At 72.1% G+C, this 24,617-nt stretch carries 19 protein-coding genes; 5 read left to right on the forward strand and 14 right to left on the reverse strand.

Annotated elements, in window-relative coordinates; translation table 11 throughout:
• Positions 1 to 46: 46 nt before the first annotated feature.
• The 3 genes from DWB77_RS10930 to rimP all read right to left on the reverse strand — a co-directional run bounded on the left by DWB77_RS10930 (position 47) and on the right by rimP (position 1,992).
• Positions 47 to 325 carry a YlxR family protein gene (locus DWB77_RS10930; protein WP_120721079.1) on the reverse strand — a complete coding sequence of 93 codons (279 nt, stop codon included), beginning with the start codon at positions 323 to 325 and terminating at the stop codon, positions 47 to 49.
• A gap of 117 nt (positions 326 to 442) precedes the next feature.
• Positions 443 to 1,441, reverse strand: a complete 999-nt coding sequence (gene nusA, locus DWB77_RS10935; protein ID WP_120721080.1) for a transcription termination factor NusA — start codon at positions 1,439 to 1,441, stop codon at positions 443 to 445.
• Between the two features lie 2 nt (positions 1,442 to 1,443).
• On the reverse strand, positions 1,444 to 1,992 hold the full coding sequence (gene rimP / locus DWB77_RS10940; RefSeq protein ID WP_120721081.1) for a ribosome maturation factor RimP: 549 nt from the start codon (positions 1,990 to 1,992) through the stop codon (positions 1,444 to 1,446).
• 234 nt (positions 1,993 to 2,226) lie between these two features.
• Between rimP and DWB77_RS10945 the strand changes: the two genes are divergently transcribed.
• The 3 genes from DWB77_RS10945 to DWB77_RS10955 are packed head-to-tail and all read left to right on the forward strand — an operon-like array spanning position 2,227 to position 4,130.
• On the forward strand, positions 2,227 to 2,733 hold the full coding sequence (locus tag DWB77_RS10945; protein WP_342777944.1) for a hypothetical protein: 507 nt from the start codon (positions 2,227 to 2,229) through the stop codon (positions 2,731 to 2,733).
• Positions 2,733 to 3,179: a ferritin-like domain-containing protein gene (locus tag DWB77_RS10950; protein ID WP_120721083.1), complete on the forward strand. Its 447-nt coding sequence runs from the start codon at positions 2,733 to 2,735 to the stop codon at positions 3,177 to 3,179. Before DWB77_RS10945 ends, DWB77_RS10950 begins: the two co-directional genes overlap by 1 nt.
• A gap of 39 nt (positions 3,180 to 3,218) precedes the next feature.
• On the forward strand, positions 3,219 to 4,130 hold the full coding sequence (locus tag DWB77_RS10955) for an aminoglycoside phosphotransferase family protein (protein ID WP_120721084.1): 912 nt from the start codon (positions 3,219 to 3,221) through the stop codon (positions 4,128 to 4,130).
• Positions 4,131 to 4,405: 275 nt separating this feature from the next.
• Here DWB77_RS10955 and DWB77_RS10960 read toward each other — a convergent pair whose 3' ends face one another.
• The 10 genes from DWB77_RS10960 to DWB77_RS11005 all read right to left on the reverse strand — a co-directional run bounded on the left by DWB77_RS10960 (position 4,406) and on the right by DWB77_RS11005 (position 20,277).
• Positions 4,406 to 6,106, reverse strand: a complete 1,701-nt coding sequence (locus tag DWB77_RS10960; protein ID WP_120721085.1) for a proline--tRNA ligase — start codon at positions 6,104 to 6,106, stop codon at positions 4,406 to 4,408.
• Positions 6,107 to 6,197: 91 nt separating this feature from the next.
• Positions 6,198 to 6,761, reverse strand: coding sequence for a GNAT family N-acetyltransferase (locus tag DWB77_RS10965; RefSeq protein ID WP_120721086.1), 564 nt, complete (start codon positions 6,759 to 6,761; stop codon positions 6,198 to 6,200).
• A gap of 15 nt (positions 6,762 to 6,776) precedes the next feature.
• Positions 6,777 to 7,622 carry a GNAT family N-acetyltransferase gene (locus DWB77_RS10970; protein ID WP_120721087.1) on the reverse strand — a complete coding sequence of 282 codons (846 nt, stop codon included), beginning with the start codon at positions 7,620 to 7,622 and terminating at the stop codon, positions 6,777 to 6,779.
• A gap of 400 nt (positions 7,623 to 8,022) precedes the next feature.
• On the reverse strand, positions 8,023 to 9,180 hold the full coding sequence (gene ispG, locus DWB77_RS10975) for a flavodoxin-dependent (E)-4-hydroxy-3-methylbut-2-enyl-diphosphate synthase (RefSeq protein ID WP_120721088.1): 1,158 nt from the start codon (positions 9,178 to 9,180) through the stop codon (positions 8,023 to 8,025).
• Between the two features lie 213 nt (positions 9,181 to 9,393).
• On the reverse strand, positions 9,394 to 10,695 hold the full coding sequence (locus DWB77_RS10980; protein WP_120721089.1) for a M50 family metallopeptidase: 1,302 nt from the start codon (positions 10,693 to 10,695) through the stop codon (positions 9,394 to 9,396).
• Positions 10,692 to 11,942 carry a 1-deoxy-D-xylulose-5-phosphate reductoisomerase gene (gene dxr / locus DWB77_RS10985; protein ID WP_120721090.1) on the reverse strand — a complete coding sequence of 417 codons (1,251 nt, stop codon included), beginning with the start codon at positions 11,940 to 11,942 and terminating at the stop codon, positions 10,692 to 10,694. Before dxr ends, DWB77_RS10980 begins: the two co-directional genes overlap by 4 nt.
• A gap of 156 nt (positions 11,943 to 12,098) precedes the next feature.
• Entirely contained in the window at positions 12,099 to 14,024 is a 1,926-nt protein-coding gene (locus DWB77_RS10990; RefSeq protein WP_120721091.1) for an acyl-CoA dehydrogenase family protein, read from the reverse strand.
• A 202-nt stretch (positions 14,025 to 14,226) separates the two neighbouring features.
• Complete coding sequence (locus DWB77_RS10995) at positions 14,227 to 15,672, reverse strand: aldehyde dehydrogenase family protein (RefSeq protein WP_120721092.1); 1,446 nt, start codon at positions 15,670 to 15,672, stop codon at positions 14,227 to 14,229.
• A 573-nt stretch (positions 15,673 to 16,245) separates the two neighbouring features.
• Positions 16,246 to 17,796, reverse strand: coding sequence for a PucR family transcriptional regulator (locus tag DWB77_RS11000; protein WP_120721093.1), 1,551 nt, complete (start codon positions 17,794 to 17,796; stop codon positions 16,246 to 16,248).
• A gap of 135 nt (positions 17,797 to 17,931) precedes the next feature.
• A complete protein-coding gene (locus tag DWB77_RS11005) occupies positions 17,932 to 20,277 on the reverse strand; it encodes an ATP/GTP-binding protein (protein WP_120721094.1) in 2,346 nt (781 codons plus the stop codon).
• 247 nt (positions 20,278 to 20,524) lie between these two features.
• Between DWB77_RS11005 and gabT the strand changes: the two genes are divergently transcribed.
• A complete protein-coding gene (gene gabT, locus DWB77_RS11010) occupies positions 20,525 to 21,859 on the forward strand; it encodes a 4-aminobutyrate--2-oxoglutarate transaminase (protein WP_120721095.1) in 1,335 nt (444 codons plus the stop codon).
• Between the two features lie 101 nt (positions 21,860 to 21,960).
• Complete coding sequence (locus DWB77_RS11015; RefSeq protein WP_120721096.1) at positions 21,961 to 22,758, forward strand: phosphatase PAP2 family protein; 798 nt, start codon at positions 21,961 to 21,963, stop codon at positions 22,756 to 22,758.
• Here DWB77_RS11015 and DWB77_RS11020 read toward each other — a convergent pair.
• Positions 22,709 to 24,526 carry a chitinase gene (locus DWB77_RS11020; RefSeq protein ID WP_120721097.1) on the reverse strand — a complete coding sequence of 606 codons (1,818 nt, stop codon included), beginning with the start codon at positions 24,524 to 24,526 and terminating at the stop codon, positions 22,709 to 22,711. The two genes, DWB77_RS11015 and DWB77_RS11020, sit on opposite strands and share 50 nt — an antisense overlap.
• Between the last annotated feature and the right edge of the window lie 91 nt (positions 24,527 to 24,617).

A 24,617-nucleotide genomic window follows, 5' to 3' on the forward strand; every position in this document is an offset into this window, starting at 1 on the left:
CTCGCGAGGTACCTGACCGCACGGGATTCCGTGCCGTGCTTCTTTCTTACGTTGCGGCCTGCTCGACGTACGTGCGCAGATCCGCAGTGTCGAGCGCTTCCCCGACCTTGAAGGCCCGGGAGAACGCCCGGCGGCGGACCGCCTGGTCGAGACAGACCGAGGCGGGGTGGACGTACGCACCCCGGCCGGGCAGCGTACCGCGAGGATCGGGGGCGCAAGCACCCTCGACCGCCACGATGCGCAGCAGATCGCTCTTGGCCGCTCGCTCCCGGCATCCCACGCAGGTTCGCTCAGGGCAGGCGCGGGCGTGCGTCCGGCCAGACACGTTTAAGTCTACCTCCCCGTAGCGACCTCACCCCTTCGGGGCAAGAATCGAACGGTTGTTGTCCAGAAAGCTTCACCCTGCCCCGACGAACGGGGGCGGGGCCACTTTTTATTCCCGTCAGTCCTGGTCGGACTGGTCGGGCTGCTCGGTGTCCGGGCGGATGTCGATGCGCCAGCCGGTGAGGCGGGCGGCGAGCCGGGCGTTCTGGCCCTCCTTGCCGATGGCGAGGGAGAGCTGGTAGTCCGGCACGGTCACCCGCGCGGAGCGGGCCCCGAGGTCCACGACCTCGACCTTGGAGACCCGGGCCGGGGACAGCGCGTTGGCCACCATCTCCGCCGGGTCGTCCGACCAGTCGACGATGTCGATCTTCTCACCGTGCAGCTCGGCCATGACGCTGCGCACGCGGCTGCCCATCGGGCCGATGCAGGCGCCCTTCGGGTTGATGCCCGAACGCGTCGAACGGACGGCGATCTTGGTGCGGTGACCGGCCTCGCGGGCGATGGCGGTGATCTCCACCGAACCGTCGGCGATCTCCGGCACCTCGAGCGCGAACAGCTTCTTGACCAGGTTGGGGTGGGTGCGCGACAGCGTCACCGACGGTCCGCGCACCCCCTTGGCCACCCGGACGACGTACGTGCGCAGGCGCAGCCCGTGCGTGTACTCCTCGCCGGGCACCTGCTCCTGCACCGGCAGCATGGCCTCCATCTTGCCGATGTCGACCAGGACGTTCTTGGGGTCCTTGCCCTGCTGGACCACGCCGGTGATGACGTCGCCCTCACGTCCGGCGAACTCGCCGAAGGTGATGTCGTCCTCCGCGTCGCGCAGCCGTTGCAGGATGACCTGCTTGGCGGTGCTCGCCGCGATCCGGCCGAAGTCCGACGGGGTGTCGTCGAACTCCTTGGGCTCCTGGCCCTCTTCGAGGTCGGCGGGGTCTTCCTTCGCCCACACCGTGACATGACCGTTCTCACGGTCGAGCTTCACGCGCGCACGCCGGAAGCTGCCCTCGGTGCGGTGGTAAGCGATGAGGAGCGCCGACTCGATCGCCTCGACCAGCAGGTCGAAGGAGATCTCCTTCTCCCGGACCAGACCCCGCAGGGCACTCATGTCGATGTCCACGGCTACGCCTCCTCTTCGTTGTGCATGTCGTTCAGGATGTCGTTCTCGCTGTCTGCCGCGATGTCGTTCTTTCCGTCCTTGCGGTTGAACTCGATCTCGACTCGTGCCTTGGCGATCTCGGCGAAGCCGATCCTGCGGGCGGTGGGCTTGCGCCCCTTCACACCCGGGATCTCGGTGTCGATGCCTTCGTCGTCGGCCTTGAGGATGCGTGCGACCAGTTCGTCGCCGTCGTTCAGCTGGAGGCGGGCGAGCCTGCCGGTGGCCCGCTGGTAGTGGCGGAGTTCGGTGAGCGGGCGCTCGGCGCCCGGAGACGTCACTTCGAGGACGTACTCCTCCTCGCCCATCGCGTCGCTCTCGTCGAGCAGCTCGGAGGCCGCCCTGCTCAGCTCGGCGCAGGTGTCCAGCTCCACGCCCTGGTCGGAGTCGACCACGATGCGCAGCACGCGCCGACGGCCCGCCCGGGACACCTCGATCTCCTCGAGGTCCAGATCCTTCGCGCTGACGAGCGGCTCCAGGAGACCGCGCAGCCTGTCGCTCTGGGTCGTGCTCATCCGGGTGACTCCTCGGCCGCGTCTGCTGTTGTGGGGGATCGTCGTCGCGTACGGCGGCCGTCGTGGGACCGCCGCCGTCAGGTCAAAGGGTATCCGGTCCGGGAGGGTGTTGCCGTCCACCGCCCGGCGGCCGCGGGTACGCTCGCCTGCGGTGATCACTCGGTCACCGGCGGACCGGCACACAGGGAGAGACACGTGCGGCACCCGGGGACCACGCGAAGGCGTGTGCTGGCCGTGACGGGAGCGGCGGCCGCAGGTGTGCTGGCCGGCTGCTCCGACGCGGGTTCCGACAGCGCAGCGCGCGGCTCCGCGCCGGGCGCCCGCGAGGCGGCGGCCCGCACGGAGGCGGCGCTGCGCGCCCGGACCTCGGCGGCGAGCCGGGCCCTGGTCGCGCAGTACGACGCGGTCCTCGCGATGCATCCGACGCTGCGGGACCGGCTGGCGCCGCTGCGGGAGCAGGCCGCACAGCACGGCACGGCGCTCGCGCCGCCCACGCCCGCGCCGGGCGCCCCGGGGCCCTCCTCCCCCGCGCCCTCTGTGGCGCCGTCCTCCCCGTCCGCCATCTCGCCGGTGCCGGCCGACGCCGACGAGGCGCTCAAGCAGCTCGCCCGGGCCGAACGGCGCACCTCCGACGCCCAGTTGACGGCTCTCGCCACCGCGCCGCCGGAGCTCGCCCGGCTGCTCGCCTCGGTGGCGGCCTCCGGCGCGGGGCACGCCTACCTCCTGGGCGGGGGCGCCTGATGGCCGAGCCCCTGGACGCCGCGCAGGCCGCGCTGGCCGCCGAACACGCGGCGGTGTACGGGTACGGAGTGCTGGGCGGCCGGCTCTCCGGGGCCCGCGCCGCCGAGGCCCACGACGCCCTCACCGCGCACCGCTCGCGCCGCGACTCCCTCGCCCGTACGGTGCGTGACCTGGGCGGATCGCCGGTGGCGGCGGCCCCGGCCTACGCGCTGCCGTTCGCCGTGCCCGACGCCTCCTCGGCGCTGCGGCTCGCCACCGAACTGGAGGACCGGGTCGCCGGTGTCTACTCCGATCTCGTCCGGGCCGCCCAAGGGCCGCTGCGCCAGGAGGCGGCTGCCGCGCTGCGCGAGGCGGCGGTGCGGGCCGTGCGGTGGCGGGGCGGCAGCGTAGCCTTTCCTGGGCTCGCGGAACGCCCGAGCGCACCGGTTCCACCGGCCAGTACCTGAGTTCCACCGGCTAGTACCTGAGCAAGGGGCAATACACGCATGGCTTTCGAACCGCCTGAGCGGCTGGTCCGCGCGCTCGGCGAGACGTACGGGGACGCGCTGGCCGGGCCCTGGCTCGACCGACTGCCCGAGCTGGCCGAGGAGTCGGCCGCCCGGCGCGGCCTCGCCGTCGACCGGGTCCAGGCGCCGGGGGGCCGCTCCAGCCTGGTCGCCCTCGTACGCCGTCCGGACGGGACTCCGGCCGCCCTCAAGGTCGCCCCCTCGTTCGCCCGTCCCGACCTGGAGCGTGCGGCGCTCGCGCACTGGCACGGGTGGGGGGCCGCCCAGTTGCTGGACGAGGAGACGTCCGGGGAGGCCGGTGACGACGCGCTCCTGCTGGAGCGGCTGCACCCCGAGGTGTCCCTGCGCTCGCTGCCCGAGGCCAAGGCGCTGCTGGAGGCGGCCGGGACCGTGCGGCGGCTGTGGGTCGAGCCGCCCGCCGGCCACGCCTTCGAGACGGTGGCCGAGCGCACGGAGCGCCAGAGCGGGCCGATGCGGGCCTCGCGGGATCCCGAACTCGCCCCGCTCGTCTCGGCGGCGCTCGCCGCCCGCGACGAACTGGCCGCCGCCAGCCCCGAGTTGCTGCTTCTGCACGGCAACTTCCGCCAGAGCAAGGTGCTTTCGGGTGAGCGGGCGCCCTGGTTGACGGTGGGGCCCGAGCCGTTGGTGGGTGAACGGGCCTACGATCTGGCGCGGTTGGTACGGGACCGGGTGGAGGACCTCATCGCGGCGCCCAGCGGGGCGTCCGCCGCGCGGCGCCGCGTCAACAAGCTCGCCGACTCCCTGGACGTCGATCCGGTTCGGCTGCACGGCTGGACGTTGTTCCGGGCGGTTGAGTCCGGGTTGCGGGCGGGGGTGGCGGGGCGTCACCAGGACGCGGAGCTCCTCCTGGAATTCGCGGGCTGGCTGTAGCCCCCTGGGGCTCCGCCCCAGACCCCGATCGCGCCTAAAGGGCGCTCGTCCTCAATCGCCGGAAGGCTGAAATGCCTCATGCGGGCCAGCACCGATCCGGCTAGGGGCGCGAGGAACTGCGCGACCAGCCACCCACGGCCCGCAGACGAAAACGGGTTTGGGGGCGCGGGGAACTGCGCGACCAGCCACGCACGGTCCGCAGGCGGGCGGCAGGCCAAGCCCCCCCCGCCCCCGGAGGGTCTCGGGAAGGGGCGGGGTGGGGAAAGAAACCCCCGTCAGGCGGACAGGCGGGCGATCGCCTCGGCCAGCGGAAGCTCCTCGCGCTCGCCCGTACGGCGATCCTTCAGCTCGAAGACGCCCTCCGCGACCCGCCGCCCGGCGACCAGGATCTGCGGCACACCGATCAGCTCGGCATCGGTGAACTTCACGCCGGGCGAGACCCCGGCCCGGTCGTCCACCAGCACCCGAAGGCCCGCCGCACGCAGCTGCTCGGCCGCGTCCAGCGCCGCCTCGGTCTGGACCGCCTTGCCCGCCGCGACGACGTGCACATCGGCCGGCGCGATCTCGGCGGGCCAGCACAGCCCCTTGTCGTCCGCCGTCTGCTCGGCCAGCGCCGCGACCGCGCGCGAGACGCCGATGCCGTACGAGCCCATGGTGACCCGGACCGGCTTGCCCTCCTTGCCGAGGACGTCGAGCTGGAAGGTGTCGGCGTACTTGCGGCCGAGCTGGAAGATGTGGCCGATCTCGATCGCCCGGTCGAGCTTGAGGCCCGCGCCGCACGAGGGGCAGGGGTCGCCCTCCTCGACCACGACGACGTCGAGGTAGTCGTCGACCTCGAAGTCACGGCCGCAGACCACGTTGCGGGCGTGCGTGTCGGCCTTGTTGGCGCCGGTGACCCAGGCGGTGCCGGGGGCGATGCGCGGGTCGGCGATGTAGCGGACCTTCTCCAGGCCCTGCGGGCCGACGTAGCCGCGTACCAGGTCGGGACGGTCCGCGAAGTCCTCGGCCGTGACGAGCTCGACGACCGCCGGGGCCAGGTGCTCGCCGAGCTTGCCGAGGTCGACCTCACGGTCGCCGGGCACGCCGACGGCGACGATCTCGCCGTCCACCTTGACCAGCAGGTTCTTCAGGGTGGCCGAGGCGGGGACGCCGAGGTGCGCGGCCAGGGTCTCGATGGTGGGGGTGTCGGGGGTGTCGATCTCCTCGACGGGCCCGTGCGCGGAGCCGTCGACCGGGGCGGCGACGAAGGTCACGGCCTCGGTGTTGGCCGCGTAGTCGCAGGCCGGGCAGTCCACGAAGGTGTCCTCGCCGGCGGCGGCCGGGGCCAGGAACTCCTCGGAGGCGGAGCCGCCCATGGCGCCGGAGACGGCGGAGACGATGCGGTAGTCGAGGCCGAGCCGCGCGAAGATCTTCTGGTAGGCGGCGCGGTGCAGCGCGTAGGACTCGGCGAGACCCTCGTCGGTGGTGTCGAAGGAGTACGAGTCCTTCATCTGGAACTCGCGGCCGCGCAGTACGCCGGAGCGGGGGCGGGCCTCGTCGCGGTACTTGGTCTGGATCTGGTAGAGCATCACCGGCAGGTCCTTGTAGGACGTGCACTGGTCCTTGACGGTCTGCGTGAAGACCTCTTCGTGCGTCGGGCCGAGCAGGTACTCGCCGCCCTTGCGGTCCTTGAGGCGGAACAGCAGGTCGCCGTACTCCTCCCAGCGGCCGCTCGCCTCGTACGCCTCCTTGGGCAGCAGTGCGGGCAGCAGCACCTCCTGCGCGCCGATGGCGTCCATCTCCTCGCGTACGACGGTGGAGATGTTGTCCAGGACCTTCTTGCCGAGCGGCAGCCAGGTCCAGATGCCGGCGGCGTTGCGGCGCACGTATCCGGCGCGGACCAGGAGCTTGTGGCTGAGCGTCTCGGCGTCCGCCGGGTCGTCGCGCAATGTCTTGGCCATCAGACGGGACATGCGCTGAACCTGGGCGGCTGCCATGGATTTCTCTCCTGTACGTGCACGGGGTGATGCCTGGAGGTTAACCGGGCGCCCCGAGTGCGCGGAAATCCTTTCGCTCCGGACCGGCTCGCTACCGGGGGTCCGCCGGGTCGCGCCGCAGCAGTGGCAGGGGGGCGCCCATCACCGCGTACCGCCGTGCCGCGCTCGGGAAGTGCACCTGCCGGGCGAGGTCGACATAGCCGAGCGCGCGGTACAGGGCGCGGGCGGGGCTCTCGGTGTCGATCGCGGAGAGGATCGAGCGGGGCTGGTCGGCGGTGTCGGTGATGGTGGTGATGAGCGCCCGCCCCACGCCCCGGTTCTGGAAGGCGGGGTGGACGTGCAGCTCGGTGATCACGAAGGTGTCGTCGAGCCAGTGGTCGGTGGCGTTGTTGCGCAGATACGGCTCGACGACGGTGGACCACCAGTGGGCCCGGTCGTTGGGCATGCCGTAGACGAACCCCGCGAGGCGCCCGTCGGCGGTGGTGGCTCCCAGTGCCCTGGCGCCGGGGTAGGAGAGGTGCCGCAGCACGATGTGGCGGCGCACCCCGACCTCTTCGGCGCTGAGTCCGAAGGCGATCGCCTGCACGGCGAGTGCCTCGTCCACGCGGGCCGCGAGGTCGAGCGGTCCGACGGTCACCTCAGAGTCATCAGGCATGGCCGCACCCTAACCTCAGAACAGCACGCTCATGAATGCTCCGGTCTCACGGAAGCCGACCCGTCGGTAGCAGGCGCGGGCGGGGGCGTTGAAGTCGTTGACGTACAGGCTGACGATCGGGGCGACGTCGGCGAGTGCGTACCGCAGCACGGCGGCCATGCCGGTGGCCGACAGGCCCTTGCCGCGGTGCTCGGGGGCGACCCAGACGCCCTGGATCTGGCAGGCCTGGTTGGTGGCGGCGCCGATCTCGGCCTTGAAGACGACCTTGCCGTCCTCGATACGGGCGAACGAGCGCCCCGCGCCCACGAGTTCGGCGACGCGGGCCTGGTAGAGCAGTCCGCCGTCACCGGCGAGCGGGGAGACGCCGACCTCCTCGGTGAACATGGCGACACAGGCCGGCATGATCACGTCCATCTCGTCCTTGCGGATGCGCCGGACGTAGGGGTCGGGGGCGATGTCGTCGGGCATCCGCTCGGCGACCATCAGGGGCTGGTGCGGGCGTACGTCGCGGGCGGGGCCCCAGTGCGGTTCTAGCAGCTGCCACAGCCGGGCGGTGGGCTCGGCGGGGCCGACGATCGAGGAGCAGCGGCGGCCGGTGCGGCGGGCGCGGTCCGCGAAGGAACGTACCGCCTCGGGGGTCGCGCAGATCGGTACGAGGTTGGCGCCGGAGTAGCACAGGGAGCGCAGGCGGCCGTCCGCGTACCAGCCCCACATCTCGCCGCCGAGGCGCCAGGGGTCGAGGCCGGCGATCTGTACGCGGGAGGTCACGAACGCGTTGGCGACCGGGTCGCTCTCCAGGATGGCGAGCGCCGCGCCGAGGTCGCCGGGTTCGAGGACCCGGGTGGTGGTCTGCATCAACACGAGGGGGCCTCACGGGACGGGCTGCTGATCTCCGCACTGTACCCGCCGCCCCGCCCCCCACGCCCCCACGGGGTTCTCGACCCCCTGGCCCCCTGGGGCTCCGCCCCAGACCCCGTTCGCGCCTGAACGGCGCTCGTCCTCAATCGCCGGACAGGCTGAAATGCCTCATGCGGACCAGCACCGATCCGGCTAGGGGCGCGAGGAACTGCGCGACCAGCCACCCACGGCCCGCAGACGAAAACGGGGTTAGGGGCGCGGGGAACTGCGCGAGAAGCGACCACGGCCCGCAGGCCGAAAGCGGGTTTAGGGGCGCGGGGAACTGCGCGACCAGCCACCTGCGGCCCGCAGACGAGCCGGGACGGGGCCGGGCCCGGGGGTGGCCCGGGGCCCGGGGTGGGGGTCAGCCTGCTACGGAGACCTGGGGCTCGCCGGAGGCGACGCCGTCCTTCTCCATCTGCTCCGCGATCTTCATCGCCTCGTCGATCAACGTCTCCACGATCTTCGACTCCGGCACCGTCTTGATGACCTCGCCCTTGACGAAGATCTGCCCCTTGCCATTGCCCGAGGCGACGCCGAGATCCGCCTCGCGGGCTTCGCCCGGGCCGTTCACGACGCAGCCCATGACCGCGACCCGCAGCGGAACCTCCATGCCCTCGAGACCCGCCGTGACCTCCTCGGCCAGCTTGTACACGTCCACCTGGGCGCGACCGCAGGACGGGCAGGAGACGATTTCAAGACGGCGCTGGCGCAGGTTCAGCGCCTCCAGGATCTGGATGCCGACCTTGATCTCCTCCGCCGGCGGGGCCGAGAGGGAGACCCGGATCGTGTCGCCGATGCCTTCGGCGAGCAGCGCGCCGAAGGCGACCGCCGACTTGATCGTGCCCTGGAAGGCGGGGCCCGCCTCGGTGACGCCGAGGTGCAGCGGGTAGTCGCTCTGCGCGGCCAGCTGACGGTAGGCGTTCACCATGACGACGGGGTCGTTGTGCTTGACCGAGATCTTGATGTCACGGAAGCCGTGCTCCTCGAAGAGGGAGGCCTCCCACAGCGCCGACTCGACCAGCGCCTCGGGCGTGGCCTTGCCGTACTTCTTCAGCAGTCGCGCGTCCAGCGATCCCGCGTTGACGCCGATCCGGATCGGCGTGCCCGCGTCCTTCGCGGCGAGCGCGATCTCCTTGACCTTGTCGTCGAACTGCTTGATGTTGCCCGGGTTGACCCGGACCGCCGCGCAGCCCGCGTCGATGGCCGCGAACACGTACTTCGGCTGGAAGTGGATGTCCGCGATCACGGGGATCTGGGACTTCCTCGCGATCGTCGACAGCGCGTCGGCGTCGTCCTGCGTCGGGCAGGCGACCCGCACGATCTGACAGCCCGACGCCGTCAGTTCGGCGATCTGCTGCAACGTCGCGCCGATGTCCGACGTCCTCGTCGTGGTCATGGACTGCACCGAGACGGGTGCGTCCCCGCCGACCGCCACGGAACCGACCTGGATCTGACGGCTCTTGCGACGCTCGGCCAGCCTGGTCGGTACGGACGGCATTCCCAGTGAAATCGCAGTCATCTGCTGTGCAACCCCAAGGTGTGGATCAAGGTCCCGAGATCGGCGGGCTCCAGCCTTCGAGGTTACGTCACCCGCGGGGCCCCGGGCACACGGTGCCCCCACAGTTCACGCGAAGGGGGCGGCTCCGGCGCGCGATGCGCCCGAACCGCCCCTTCCCGTGTTCGTACGTGCCCCGCAGGTCAACCGGCGGAAAGCACGGGGCCCTCCCCGTCCTCAGGCGAGCTTCACCGGGTTCACCACGTCCGCGACGAGCACGAGCAGGGTGAAGCAGATGAAGATCCCGGCCACCACGTACGCGACCGGCATCAGCTTGGCCACGTCGAACGGGCCCGGGTCGGCGCGCTTGAGGACGCGGGCGACGTTGCGGCGCAGCGACTCCCACAGGGCGCCCGCGATGTGGCCGCCGTCCAGCGGGAGCAGCGGCAGCATGTTGAACAGGAACAGCGAAAGGTTGAAGAAGGCGAGCACCATCATGAACGTCGCGAGGATGTTCTCCGGCGGGGCGTCCATGTTGAGCACCTCGCCGCTGATGCGCGCGGCGCCGACCACGCCGACCGGCGAGTCGGCCTTGCGCTCGCCGCCGTCGAAGGCCGCGTTCCACAGGTCCGGGATCTTGCCGGGGAGCGCGGCGATGGAGTGCACGCTGTTCTCGACCGCGTCGGTCATGTGGTTCACGGACTGCTCGAAGGTGAGCGGCTTGATCACGGACTTGGGCAGGAAGCCGAGGTAGCCGGCCGGCACGAACTGGTCCGGGACGGGCTGCCCGTCCGCGTCCTTCTTGGCCACCATGTTCTTGGCGAGCGTGGGGTGCAGGGTGATCTGCTGCCCCTGGCGCTCCACGGTGACCGTGGCGGGCCCGATGGTGGCGCGGATCCGGTCCGACAGATCGGACCAGTCCTTCACGGGCTTGCCGTTGAAGGCGACGATGGTGTCGCCGCTGCGCAGACCCGCGGCTTCGGCGGGCGCGACCGCGTCACCCGGCTCGCAGGTCTGGCGCTTCTCGCTCGCCGCGATCACGCACTTCTGGACGGCCTCGACCTGCGTGGTCTGGGTCTGCGTACCGAAGCCCATGAACACGCCGAGGAAGATCGCGACCGCGAGGATCAGGTTCATGAAGGGGCCCGCGAACATGACGATGACGCGCTTCCACGGCTTGCGCGTGTAGAAGAGCCGGTCCTCGTCACCGGGCTGGAGCTCCTCGAAGGCGGCCGCCCTGGCGTCCTCGATCATGCCGCGGAACGGAGAGGTCGAGCGTGCCGCGATGCGGCCGTCCGCGCCGGGCGGGAACATGCCGATCATGCGGATGTAGCCGCCGGCCGGGATCGCCTTGATCCCGTACTCCGTGTCGCCCTTCTTCCGTGACCAGATGGTGGGGCCGAAGCCGACCATGTACTGAGGCACGCGGATGCCGAAGAGCTTGGCCGTGGAGAGGTGGCCGAGCTCGTGCCACGCGATGGAGATGAGCAGTCCCAGGGCGAAGAGCACTATGCCGAGGACCGTCAACAGGATCGTCATGCGTGTGCCTCCGCTGTCGCCTTCACCGCGAGTTCCCGGGCCCGGGCGCGTGCCCAGGTCTCCGCTTCCAGGACGTCCGAGACCGTGAGGGAAGTTCCCGCGGCCGGCGTCCCGTGTTCGGTGACGACCTCCGTCACCGTCTCCATGATCCCGCTGAAGGGGAGCCGTCCGGCCAGGAACGCGTCCACGCACTCCTCGTTCGCGGCATTGAACACCGCCGGAGCCGTCCCGCCCAATTCCCCGACGTGCCGGGCGAGTCCCACCGCCGGGAACGCGTCGTTGTCGAGCGGGAAGAACTCCCAGGTCGAGGCCTTGGTCCAGTCGAAGGCGGGCGCCGCGTCCGGAACCCGCTGGGGCCAGCCGAGCCCGATGGCGATCGGCCCGCGCATGTCGGGCGGGGTCGCCTGGGCCAGCGTGGAGCCGTCGGTGAACTCGACCATGGAGTGCACATAGGACTGGGGGTGGACGACGACCTCGATGCGCGAGAAGGGGATGTCGTAGAGCAGGTGCGCCTCGATCACCTCAAGTCCCTTGTTGACGAGGGTCGCCGAGTTGACGGTGATGACGGGGCCCATCGCCCAGGTGGGGTGGGCGAGCGCGTCGGCGGGGGTGACGTCGGCGAGTTCGCCGCGGGTACGCCCCCGGAAGGGCCCGCCGGACGCGGTCACCACGAGCTTGCGCACATCGGCGCGCTTTCCGGCGGCCAGGGCCTGGAAGAGGGCGGCGTGCTCGGAGTCGACGGGGATGATCTGGCCCGGCTTCGCCAGGGCCTTGACCAGCGGGCCGCCGACGATCAGCGACTCCTTGTTGGCCAGCGCGAGCGTGCGGCCGGCCGTGAGCGCGGCGAGCGTCGGGGCGAGGCCGATCGAGCCGGTGATCCCGTTCAGGACGGTGTGGCAGGGGGACGCGGCGAGCTCGGTGGCCGCTTCGGGGCCGGCGAGGATCTCGGGGAGCGGCTCGCCGCCGTACTGCGCCGTCAGCGCCTCGCGCAGGGCGGGCACGGCGTCCTCGCGTGCGACCGCGACGGCGCGGACCCGCAGCCGCCGGGCCTGCTCGGCCAGCAGCTCGACCCGGCCGCCGGCCGCGGAGAGCGCGGTCACCCGGAAGCGGTCGGGGTTGCGCAGGACCAGGTCGATGGCCTGGGTACCGATGGATCCGGTGGATCCGAGGACGACCACATCGCGTCGGCCTTCGGTCGGGTCGAAGGCGATGTGGGGGTCGGCGAGGGGGGCTGGGCTGTCGCTCATGCCCCCATTGTTGCCGCATCGGCTGTGTGCCTGGACAGCGCTCCTGCCAAGAGGGCCCGGGCGAGTGCGCGGGCGCCGTCCCGTACCCGCTCGCGGGGCGGCGCCCGGGCGGCCCGGCGCCGGAGCGGAACCTGACGCTCCGGCGCCGGGGGCGGTTCAGCGGACGGGGCGGTGGACGTTGTCGCGGGTGGGCGGGCCGGGGGTGGCGTCCGCGATCCAGGGGCCGTCGCCCGACGGGTCGAGGACGCCCTCTTCCAGCCAGGTGTAGGCGCCGGCGAGGACCTCGTCCACGACCTTGCGGTCGAGGTCGTCGGTGTTGCTCCACAGCCGGGTGAAGAGTTCCTCGACGCGGATGCGCGACTGACGGCAGAAGGTGTCCGCGAGCTGGACCGCCTCGCGGCCGTTCTCACCGGCGGCGCGCAGGTGCTCGGCCCGTACGCAGGCCGCGCTCATCGCGAACAGCTCCGCCCCGATGTCGACGATCCGGCCGAGGAAGCCCTGCTTGGTCTCCATCCGGCCCTGCCAGCGCGACATCGCGTAGAAGGTCGAGCGGGCGAGCTTGCGCGCGGAGCGCTCGGCGTAGCGCAGATGCTGGGCCAGCGGCCCGAACTCGCCGTAGGAGTTGGGGAGTTGACCCGGCCCCGCGACCAGTTTGGGCAGCCACTTGGCGTAGAACCCGGCCGCGCCCACACCTGCCTTCGCCTTGTCCTGGAGGGTCTTGTCGGGGTCGATGAGATCGCCCGCCACGGACAGGTGGGCGTCGACCGCCTCGCGCGCGATCAGCAGGTGCATGATCTCCGTCGAGCCCTCGAAGATGCGGTTGATCCGCATGTCCCGGAGCATCTGCTCGGCGGGTACGGCGCGTTCCCCGCGGGCCGCGAGGGAGTCCGCGGTCTCGAAGCCGCGGCCGCCGCGGATCTGGACCAGCTCGTCCGTGATCAACCAGCCCATCTCGGACCCGTACAGCTTGGCGAGGGCGGCCTCGATGCGGATGTCGTTGCGGTTCTCGTCGGCCATCTGCGCGGAGAGGTCCGTCATGGCTTCGAGGGCGAACGTGGTGGCGGCGATGAAGGAGATCTTCGCGCCGACCGCCTCGTGCCGTGCGACCGGCCGCCCCCACTGCTCGCGGGCGCCCGCCCATTCACGGGCGATTTTCAGACACCACTTGCCGCTGCCCACACACATCGCGGGCAGCGAGAGCCGACCGGTGTTGAGGGTGGTCAGGGCGATCTTCAGGCCGGAGCCCTCCGGCCCGATCCGGTTCGCGGCCGGGACCCGCACCCGGTGGAAGCGGGTGACGCCGTTCTCGATGCCGCGCAGGCCCATGAAGGCGTTGCGGTTCTCGACGGTGACGCCCGGCGAGTCCGCCTCGACGACGAAGGCGGTGATGCCGCCCTTGTGCCCCTCGGACTTCGGCACCCGGGCCATCACGACGAGCAGGTCGGCGACGACCCCGTTGGTGGTCCACAGCTTCACGCCGTCCAGGACGTACGTGTCCTCGCCGTCCGGCACCGCGGCCGTCGCGAGCCGGGCCGGGTCGGAGCCCACGTCCGGCTCGGTGAGCAGGAAGGCGGAGATGTCGGTACGGGCGCAGCGGGGCAGGAAGGTGTCCTTCTGCTCCTGGGTGCCGAAGAGCTTCAGCGGCTGGGGCACCCCGATCGACTGGTGCGCGGAGAGCAGCGCCCCGATCGCGGGGCTGGCCGAACCGGCCAGCGCGAGCGCCTTGTTGTAGTAGACCTGGGTGAGCCCCTGGCCCCCGTACTTCGTGTCGATCTTCATCCCGAGGGCGCCGAGCTCCTTGAGCCCGTTCACCACCTCGTCCGGGATCTTCGACTCGCGCTCGATGAGGCGGCCGTCGACCCGGGTCTCGCAGAAGTCGCGCATCTTGGCGAGGAAGGCCTCGCCACGCTCCACGTCCTCGGGGGCGGGCTGTGGATGGGGGTGGATCAGATCGAGGCGCAGCCGGCCGAGGAAGAGCTCCTTCGCGAAACTCGGCTTGCGCCAGTCCTGCTCGCGGGCGGCCTCGGCGACCTGGCGCGCCTCGCGCTCGGAGACCTTGGGCTTGTGCTGTGGTGCGGTCATGAGGGGTTCTCCTCGCCGCGGGCCGACGGCTGCGGGCGGCTGCCCGTCACCGGGTGGTGCCACCCGTTACCGGGTGGTGCTACCCGACCGTATGTACCCCATTCCCCGGCGTTGGACCACCCCTCGCGCCCGTCCGTACACACGACGGCGGCCGGAACCCCCGCACAGTGGGTTCCGGCCGCCGGCCCGGGGGCGCGGTGTCCTACAGGGCGAGGCCCGTCAGGACCAGGACGCGCTCGTAGGTGTAGTCCTCCATCGCGTAGCGGACGCCTTCGCGGCCGACGCCGGAGGCCTTGGCGCCGCCGTAGGGCATCTGGTCGGCGCGGTAGGACGGCACGTCGCCGATGATCACGCCGCCGACCTCCAGGGCCCGGTGGGCGCGGAAGGCGGTCTGCACGTCGTGCGTGAACACCCCTGCCTGGAGGCCGTACTTGGAGGAGTTGACGGCGGCGAAGGCCTCGGCCTCGCCGTCCACCTTCTGGACGGTCAGGACGGGTCCGAAGACCTCCTCGCAGGCCAGCGTCGTTTCGGCCGGGACCTCGGTGAGCACGGTCGGCGCGTAGGAGGCGCCGTCGCGCTTGCCGCCGGTGAGCAGCTTCGCCCCGGCCGCGACGGCCTCGTCGACCCAGGACTCGACGCGCTGGGCGGCGTCCTCGCTGACCAGCGGGCCGACGTCGGTGGCCGAGTCGGACGGATCACCGGTGACCTGCGCCTCGACGGCGGCGACGACCTTCGGGAGCAGCCGGTCGTAGACGGCGGCGTCCACGATCACGCGCTGCACGGAGATGCAGGACTGGCCGCCCTGGTAGTTGGAGAAGGTGGCGATACGGGTCGCCGCCCAGTCCAGGTCCTCCTCCGAGGCCCAGTCGGCGAGGACGACGGCCGCGCCGTTGCCGCCGAGCTCCAGGGTGCAGTGCTTGCGCGGCACCGAGTCCATGATCGCGTAGCCGACCTTGTCGGAGCCGGTGAAGGAGATGACCGGGAGGCGGTCGTCCTGCACCAGGGCCGGCATCTTGTCGTTGGCGACCGGCAGGATGCTCCACGAACCGGCGGGCAGCTCGGTCTCGGCGAGCAGCTCGCCCAGGATCAGGCCCGAGAGCGGGGTCGCGGGGGCGGGCTTCAGGATGATCGGGGCGCCGACCGCGATCGCCGGGGCGACCTTGTGGGCGCACAGGTTCAGCGGGAAGTTGAACGGTGCGATGCCGAGGACGACGCCCTTGGGGAAGCGGCGGGTCAGGGCGAGGCGGCCCACGCCGCCGCCGTCGGTGTCCAGGCGCTGGGCCTCGCCGCCGTTGAAGCGGCGGGCCTCCTCGGCCGCGAAGCGGAACACGGACACGGCGCGGCCGACCTCGCCGCGGGCCCACTTGATCGGCTTGCCGTTCTCGGCGGAGATCAGCTGGGCGATCTCCTCGGTGCGCTCGGTGAGCCGCTTCGACACGTGGTCGAGGGCGGCGGCCCGCACGTGCGCCGGGGTCGCCGCGAACTCCTCCACGACGGCGTGCGCTGCGGCCACGGCCTCCTCGACCTGGGCGTCGGTGGGCACGCTGACCGAGGCGACGTGACGGCCGTCCCAGGGCGAAGTGACATCGAAGCGGTCGTCGCCGGTGGCCTCGCGGCCGGCGAGCCAGAAGGCGTGGGTAGAAGTCATGCCCTCACGGTAGGGCGGGGTGGGGGGCTGTGCGTTTGTCCGGCATGGAGTGGTTCACTTCCACCCCACGCCGCTTTGTCGCTTCCCCGGGGCTCCGCCCCGGACCCCGATCGCGCCTGAACGCCGCTCGTCCTCAATCGCCGGACGGGCTGAAGGTGCGGATGTGGGCCGGCACCGGTCCTGCCAGGGGCGCGGGGAACTGCGCGACCAGCGACCACGGTCCGCAGCCAAAAGCCCCTGGGGCTCCGCCCCAGACCCCGATCGCGCCTAAAGGGCGCTCGTCCTCAATCGCCGGACAGGCTGAGGTGGCCTGCACTGCCCAGCACCGAGCACTTAAGAGGCGCGAGGAACTGCGCAAGAAGCGACCACGGCCCGCAGACCGAAGGGCTTTTAGGGGCGCGAGGAACTGCGCGCCCAGCCACGCACGACCCGCAGACGAAGACGGCTTTTCAGGGGCGCGAGGAACTGCGCGAGAAGCGACCACGGCCCGCAGACCGAAGGGCTTTTAGGGGCGCGGGGAACTGCGCAAAAGGTGGCCCGGGGCGCCCGGAGGGGAGCGGGGTGGGGGAAGGGTCAGCTGTCGGGGGCCGAGGTTGCCTTTAGGGCCAGCCAGAGTTCCATGCGGACGTCGGGGTCGTCCAGGGACCGCCCCAGGATCTCCTCCACCCGCCGCATCCGGTACCGCAAGGTGTGCCGGTGCACACCAAGGTCCGCCGCCGCCGCATCCCACTGCCCGTGCCGCGAGAGCCACGCCCGCAGCGAGGCCACCAGATCGCCCCGCCCCGTCGCGTCGTGCTCGTACAGCGCCCGCAGCATCCCGTCCGCGAACGCCCGCACCGCATCGTCCGCGAGGAGCGGAAGGACGGAGCCCGCCACCAGGTCCTCGTGCTCGACCAGCGGCTTGCCGCGCCGGCGGGCGACCGAGAGCGCCTGCTCGGCCTGTTTGTAGGCGGAGGCCGCCGCTATGGGCCCGGCCGGCGCGGAGAGCCCGATGACGAGGTCCTCGCCCTCCGCGCCCGCGTGGGCCAGGCACGCCGCGACCGCCTCGCCCCCGTCCGCGGCCAGCACGACCAGGCGCCTCGCCTCCGGCACCACGAGGACGGTCTCGCCGCAGCGGGCCGCGGCCGATTCCATGGTCTCGGCGAGCGCGCCGAGCCCGGCCGGGTCGGCCTCGCCCGCGAGTTCGGCGATGACCAGGCGGAACGGCGCGTCCAGGAGCCCGCCGTACAGGTCCCCCGCGACCGCGCGGGCATGGTCCTGCTGCCCGGAGAGCAGCATGCGCAGGATCGCCGCGCCCAGGCGTTGTTCGGCCGCCTGGAGCGAGCGGGAGCGTTCGGTGGTGAGGGTGAGCAGGGCGACCGCCGAGTGGACGGCGTAGCGCTCCGCGGTGCCCAGCGGCGCCCCCGTGCCGACGGCGAGCGCGCCGCGCACCCGGCGCCCGGTGCCGAGCGACTGGAGCTCGACCCGGTCCCCGGATGCCTCGTCGGCGTCGCCCACGACCACGCTGGCGGGGGCGGTGCGCTCGCGCAGCCGGGCGACGTCCGCGGTGAGCCGGGCGGCGCGGCGCGCGGCCCAGTCGGGTGCGGCGGCCACGACCGCGCCGGAGGTGTCGTACAGGGCGGCCCAGCCCTCGACGTGCGCGGCGAGCTTGGCGATGAGGGCGGCCGGGCCGTCGAAGAGCGCCGCCTTCGTCAGTTCGCGCTGGGCTTCGAAGCCGGCGGTGACCGCGCGGTACTGGTCGGCGGAGATGGCCGCGGAGACCTCTTTGGAGATGGCCAGGAACGGCGTGCGCCGGGGCACCTCCAGGAGCGGCAGGCCCTCCTCGCGGGCGGCGTCGAGCAGCGCGTCCGGCACGGTGTCGTAGGTGACGCCGATGGCGAAGCCGAGCCCGACCACTCCGGCCCTGGACAGCCGGCGCACATAGCGGCGCATCGCCTGGGGGTCCTCGGCGTCCAGCTTCATCGCGGTGATGAGCAGGAGTTCGCCGCCCTCCATGTACGGGACGGGGTCGGCGAGTTCGCTGACGTGGGCCCAGCGCACCGGGCGGTCCAGGTGCTCGTGCCCCGCGCGCACGGTGAGCTTGAGCGCCGAGTGCTGGACGAGCGAGGCGAGCGTGGGGGGCATGGGAGCGGGTTACCTTCGGCAGGAAGTACGAGGAGTACGGGCAGCGAGCGATTCTTACGTCCCGTATGAACGGGCACTCCTATTTTGCCAGCTCGTCCAGGTTCCGGGGAGTCGTGCGGCGGGGCGATACCGGCCTCATCCGCGCAGGTCCACGAGGAGCGGCGGCGCGTGCTCCCCCTTCACGGTGGTCAGCGAGAGCACCGCGTGCCCCGCGGGCACCTGGTGGGCGAGCTCGGAGGCCGACCAGCGTTCCCGCTCGACCGTGCGCACGGTGACGGCGTCGGTGGTGACCGCCTTGCCGGTGACGAGTTTGCGCAGCGCGTGGACGGCCCGGGTGAGCGGCTGGTCGGCGAAGACGGTGTGCTTGGCGACCTCGGTGGTCTCCACCCATTCGGTGCCCCACGCCTGGGCGAAGAGCCGCCCGTCCCAGGTGGTGACCCCGGAGAACGCCATGTGGCAGCCGACCGAGCCGAGCAGTGAGGTGTGCAGCTGCTCGGGGACGTCGCCGAGCGCCCGCAGCGTGAGCAGCACCCCGGCGTTGCAGTTCCGCAGCCGTTGCAGGGACCGTACGGACTCGGCGGTGACGGCGTGGGTGGCGTCGTCGAGGGCCAGGAAGGCGAAGAGGGAGCGGTCCCGGCGGGCGGTGGCGCCCGCCGTGAACTGGGCCAGGATCAGCCGGGTCAGCAGGTGCGCGGCCTCGGGGTGACCGCGTTCGGGTACGTCGATGCGGACCCGTAGCGGATGTTCGAGGGAGCGCAGCGAGAAGGGCCGGCTCTGGCCGGTGGTGTCGAAGAAGCCCTCGAAGGCGGGGCGGTCGAGCACCGCGACGCGTGCCGCGAGCGCGAGCCCCGGGTCGCCCGGTGTGCCCAACTGCCGTTCCCTGGCGTCGAGTTCACGGTGGTAGGCGCGGTGCTTCTCGCCGTCGAGCCGGGCCCTGAGCTCCTCAAGGACGCCGGGCGAGCCGTCGAGGAGCTCGCGCAGCACGGTGACGGAGGGGAAGCGGCCGTGGGCCGCGCGGTAGGGGCCGAGGAGCTGGGCCAGCACCGTCGCGGCGCGGCGCGGGTCGACCTCGGCCAGATCTCCGGCGAACGCCTCGGCGAGCAGCGCCGCGGCCTCGTCGGGGTCGGTGGCGCCGCCGTACAGGTCGAGGTCGTACGCGGAGGAGGCGTCGCCGGGCTTGACGACCACGTCGTAGCCGTCGTCGGGGCCGAGCGGGGTGCCCGCGGCGCACACCGCGACGACGGCGGCCTTGCCGGCGAGCGCCTGGAGCGCGAGCGATTCGACGACGGGCCGCACCAGGTGCCGGGTCTTGCCCGCGCCGAACGGTCCGATGGCGAGCAGCGAGGAGCCGAGCGAGCCCGGGTCGAGCGCGGCGCCCGCGCCCCGGCGGGCCGGCGGGGTGCGCTCCGCGTCGGGGTAGCGGCCGAGCCGGACCTGCGAGGTGAGCAGGTCGTGGGTGGCCGCGCGGGCGGGCAGATCGCGGTCGCCCGAGGGGTGCAGACAGGCCCGCGCGCCCTGGGCCGCGACGGCCTCGGTGAACGCGCCGAGCCGGGACGGGTCGGCCTTGACGGTCGCCCAGGCCCGCCGGATCCGTACGCAGTCGACGTCGTTCATGCGCCCCGACCGCTCCTCGGCCACCAGCCGGTCGGCGGCGTCGCCGAGCCCCGCGGCCCGCAGCTGGGGCCAGTCGGCGGGGGAGGTCACGGGGGCAGGTGCGCCGGGGTGCTGCGCCGGGGGCGCCGCCGTGCGCTTGCGCAGCTGGCCCAGCCAGTCGCCCGCCTTGGCGAAGGGCCACAGCACGGCCCCGCCGACCAGCGCGTACAGGCCGTAGTTGACGAAGGTGGCCACCGTGCGGTCGCCGTTGCCGGTGGTCCAGGAGAGCGGGAACAGGTTCCAGATGGTGAAGAAGAACGGGAAGAGGCTGGTCCCGATGACGAGCCAGACCGCCACCGCGCCCGCGAGAGCGGTGCGCAGGGTCCGCTCGGGCTGGGGGCAGTCGACGGCGTACCGGCGGAACACCTCCAGCCAGTTGCCCATCCGGCCGAACACGTAGATCAGCAGCGCGGCGAAGAGGCTGTTGTAGACCTCGATCGCGGTCAGCGCCTCGGGCGGGCGGGGGTAGCGCCACCACTCGGCGGGCGTGAACAGTTCCAGCAGGACCCGGCTGTGCGGGACGTAACCGTTGGTCCACAGGGACCAGACGAGAGTGCCCGCGAGCAGGGCGACGAGCGCGCCCACGAGCAGGGCCCGGTCGGGGACGCGCTCCGGGTCGGCGTCGGGCCGCGGCTTGTGGCCGAAGCGCCACAGGCCCGGCTCGGCCGCCGCGCGCGGGGTGCGCAGCCAGTCGCCGAGGGTGGTGGGACCGTTCGTTGGGCCCTCGGCGGGCCGGGGCGGCAGCGCCGGGCGCGGAGGCGGTCCGGCGGGGCGCGGGACCGACCCCGAACGGGTGCCGCGTGCGTCGTACGTGCCTTCGGTGTCCATCGACCCCTTGCCCCCTGACCAGCCAGGTCCGTTCCGAGCGGTGCGAACGCTCAATCTAGTGGCACCGCACCACGGTTCACCGCTGCCGCGCACCGCGCGCCCGGCCGGGGCAACTGTCCGCCGAGGACAAGGAACACACCCCCACCACTACCGAACGGCGCATGCCACAGCGCGCCCGCGCGCTCTAGCCTGCCAAGAAAGCCAAGGAAGCGTCCGAAATCCCCCAGGAAAACCCCAGGAGCCCCGCATGAGCGCGATCCCGCAGGAGCGCCGCGTCGTCACCGCCATCCCCGGTCCGAAGTCGCAGGAGCTTCAGGCCCGCCGTCTCGCGGCCGTCGCCGCGGGTGTGGGCTCCACGCTGCCCGTCTTCACGGCGCGCGCGGGCGGCGGCATCATCGAGGACGTCGACGGCAACCGTCTGATCGACTTCGGTTCCGGCATCGCGGTGACCTCGGTCGGCGCCTCCGCCGAGGCCGTGGTGCGCCGCGCGAGCGCCCAGCTCCAGGACTTCACCCACACCTGCTTCATGGTCACGCCGTACGAGGGCTACGTCGCCGTCGCCGAGCAGCTCGCCGAGCTGACCCCGGGCGACCACGCGAAGAAGTCCGCGCTGTTCAACTCGGGCGCCGAGGCCGTCGAGAACGCCGTCAAGATCGCCCGTGCGTACACCAAGCGCCAGGCCGTCGTCGTCTTCGACCACGGCTACCACGGCCGCACCAACCTGACGATGGCGCTGACGAGCAAGAACATGCCGTACAAGAACGGCTTCGGCCCGTTCGCGCCCGAGGTCTACCGGGTGCCGGTGGCCTACGGCTACCGCTGGCTCACCGGCCCGGAGAACGCCGGCGCCGAGGCGTCCGCCCAGGCCATCGACATGATCAACAAGCAGATCGGCGCGGACAACGTCGCCGCGATCATCATCGAGCCGGTGCTCGGCGAGGGCGGCTTCATCGAGCCGGCCAAGGGCTTCCTGCCCGCGATCAGCCAGTTCGCCAAGGACAACGGGATCGTCTTCGTCGCGGACGAGATCCAGTCCGGCTTCTGCCGCACCGGCCAGTGGTTCGCCTGTGAGGACGAGGGCATCGTCCCCGACCTGATCACCACCGCCAAGGGCATCGCGGGCGGTATGCCGCTCGCCGCCGTGACGGGCCGCGCCGAGATCATGGACTCCGCCCACGCGGGCGGCCTCGGCGGCACCTACGGCGGCAACCCGGTGGCCTGCGCCGCCGCCCTCGGCGCGATCGAGACGATGAAGGAGCTCGACCTCAACGGCCGGGCCAAGCGCATCGAGGAGGTCATGAAGGCCCGCCTGGCCACCATGGCCGAGAAGTACGACATCATCGGCGACATCCGCGGCCGCGGCGCCATGATCGCCATCGAGCTCGTCAAGGACCGCGACTCCAAGACCCCGAACCCGGAGGCGGCCGGCGCCCTCGCCAAGGCCTGTCACGCGGAGGGCCTGCTGGTCCTGACCTGCGGTACGTACGGCAACGTCCTGCGCTTCCTGCCCCCGCTCGTCATCGGCGAGGACCTGCTGAACGAGGGGCTCGACATCATCGAGCAGGCCTTCACCGGCGTCTGAGCCGAACGTCCGACACCGCCTGTGAAGAAGGTGTGGGGGGCCAATGGCGGGATCGGGTTCCCGCTGTCGGTCCCCCCGTGTCTGTCGTACGGTTTGCGCAGATGAGAGAAACACCCCGCCCGCAGGGGACTGCGGACGATCCCAGGGCGCAGCATCCCCAGCCTTGCCCTGGTCGTGCCCTCGCGCACACCACTGGAGCCTCCGGCTCCGGAACTCCTCACCGATCGGACGGCCGACCGCCCCACACCCCCCGGGGCGAGCGGTACACCGGTCCGGGCGGCCGCCCCGGAACCTCCCCCCCTGTTCCGGGGCGGCCGGCTTTCCTCTTCGCCACGCTGCTCTGCGTGTTCGCGGTCATCACCTGGCAGGTCGTCTCCGACGGCCCACTGCGCCGTCTCGACGAGCGCCTCGACCGCCCGCTCACCGGCCACGGCCCGTCCTGGCTCGCCGAGGCCCTCTCCGACCTCGGCTCCATGCCCGTCGCCCTGCCGGTCCTCGCCCTCGCCATCGGCCACGCCCTGTGGCGCGGCCGGCGCCGAGCGGCCCTGATCGCCGCCGCGACGATGGCGCTGGTGCCGCTGCTCGTGGTGCCGCTCAAGGAGTGGACCGCGCGCCCGGGCCCGTTCGACCCGGCGACCGGCTACTACCCCTCGGGGCACACGGCGACCGCGATGGTGGCGTACGGGTGCGCCGCCCTCCTGCTCTCCCCCTATGTGCGCCGCGCCTGGATGCTGCCCGCCGCCGCGGGGGCGCTGACGGCGGCGACGGGCACCGGTCTGGTGCTGCACGGCTACCACTGGCCCCTGGACGTGCTCGCCAGTTGCTGCCTGTGCGGGGCGCTCCTGGTGGTCAGCTCCAGGGGTATGCGTCGAAGTTCTTGGAGAACTCGCCGCCGTTGAAGCGGTCCCAGTTGATGGACCAGGTCATCAGTCCGCGCAGCCCCGGCCAGCTGCCATGGGTCTGGTACGCGCCGCAGTTCGCCTTCTTCGTCAGGCAGTCCAGGGCTTTGGTGACCTCGGCTGGGCTGGTCCAGCCGTTGCCCGCCTGGGTGGATGCGGGCAGGCCGATGGCGACCTGGTCGGGGCGCAGCGCGGGGAAGGTCTTGGTGGCGTCGCCCGCGACGGGGAAGCCGGTGAGCAGCATGTCGGTCATGGCGATGTGGAAGTCCGCGCCGCCCATCGAGTGGTACTGGTTGTCCAGGCCCATGATGGAGCCCGAGTTGTAGTCCTGGACGTGCAGCAGGGTGAGCGCGTCACGCAGCGCGTAAATGACCGGCAGATAGGCGCCGCAGCGCGGATCCTGCCCGCCCCAGGGACCGGAGCCGTAGAACTGGTAGCCCATCTGCACGAAGAACGTCTCCGGGGCCATCGTCAGGACGAACCGAGGGCCGTACTTGGCCTTCAGGGTCTTCAGGGCGTCGATGAGGTTGACGACGACGGGCGTCGTCGGGTTCCTGAAGTCGGTGTCGCCGGTGTTGAGGGAGAGCGAGTGGCCCTCGAAGTCGACGTCGAGGCCGTCCAGGCCGTACTCGTCGATGATCTTCGAGACGGAGGAGACGAAGGTGTCGCGGGCGGCGGCCGTGGTGAGCTGGACCTGGCCGTTCTGGCCGCCGATGGAGATCAGCACCTTCTTGCCCGCGGCCTGCTTGGCCTTGATGGCCGCCTTGAAGTCGGCGAGCGGCTCGACCGTCGGGCACTCCGAGGCCGGACACCGGTTGAAGCGGATGTCGCCGGAGGTCACCGAGGTCGGCTCGCCGAAGGCGAGGTCGATGATGTCCCAGGCGTCGGGGACGTCCGCCATGCGCGTGTAGCCCGCGCCGTTGGCGAAGGAGGCGTGCAGATAGCCGACGAGGGCGTGCCCGGAGGAGGGCGGGTTGGGGCCGCCGCCGGTGGTGCTCGCGCTCACGGAGGCCGACTTGGGCGACTCGCCCGCACTGTTGGTGGCGGTGACCTGGAAAACGTACGAGGTGGCGGGGGCCAGGCCCGTGACGGTGGCCGACGTCCCGCTCATCGAGGCCACCTTGGCGCCGTCGCGGTAGACGGAGTACCCGGTGGCGCCGGCCACCTGCGACCAGGCGAGGCCGATGCTGGAGGAGGTCGCGCCGGTGGTGGTCAGCCCCGAGGGGGCGGCCGGTATCGGGACCGGCGTGCCGCCGGGGCCGATCAGGCTCACGTCGTCGGCCTCATAGGCGGGGGTGCCGTACCAGCCGTGGGTGTAGACGGTCACCGAGGTGGTGTTCGCGCCGGTCTTGAAGCTCGTCCTCAACTGCTGCCAGGAGGGCGCGGACTGGGTCCAGGTCGACACGTCGGTGGTGCCGGTGCCGGACGCGCCGAGATAGACGTAGCTCCCCTGCGCCCAACCGCTCAGCGTGTAGGTGGAGTTGGGCTGGACGGCCACGCTCTGGGCGCACTGCGCGTTGTCGCTGCCGGACGGGGTCGCCTTCAGGGCGGCGCTGCCGCTGTGCACGGGCGAGGAGACGACGGCGCCGCTGCCCGCGGTGCAGCTCCAGCCGGTGAGTCCGGATTCGAAGCCGCCGTTGCGCAGGAGTTCGGTGTCGGCGGCGCGCGCGGACGGCGCCACGGCGAGGAGCCCGGCCGCGGCGAGGGCGGCCGCCGTCAGGGCGGCGCACAGGGGCGACCGTAGGGCGGGGGGTCTGATGCGGTCCACAACTGCCTCCGGGCAAGGGGGTATTGAGACACGAAGCCCGCACAACATGGTCCAGACCAATCGGCTTGTCAAGACTTCCGGCAGCCGACCG

Source organism: Streptomyces hundungensis, from assembly GCF_003627815.1.
Classification (GTDB): domain Bacteria; phylum Actinomycetota; class Actinomycetes; order Streptomycetales; family Streptomycetaceae; genus Streptomyces; species Streptomyces hundungensis_A.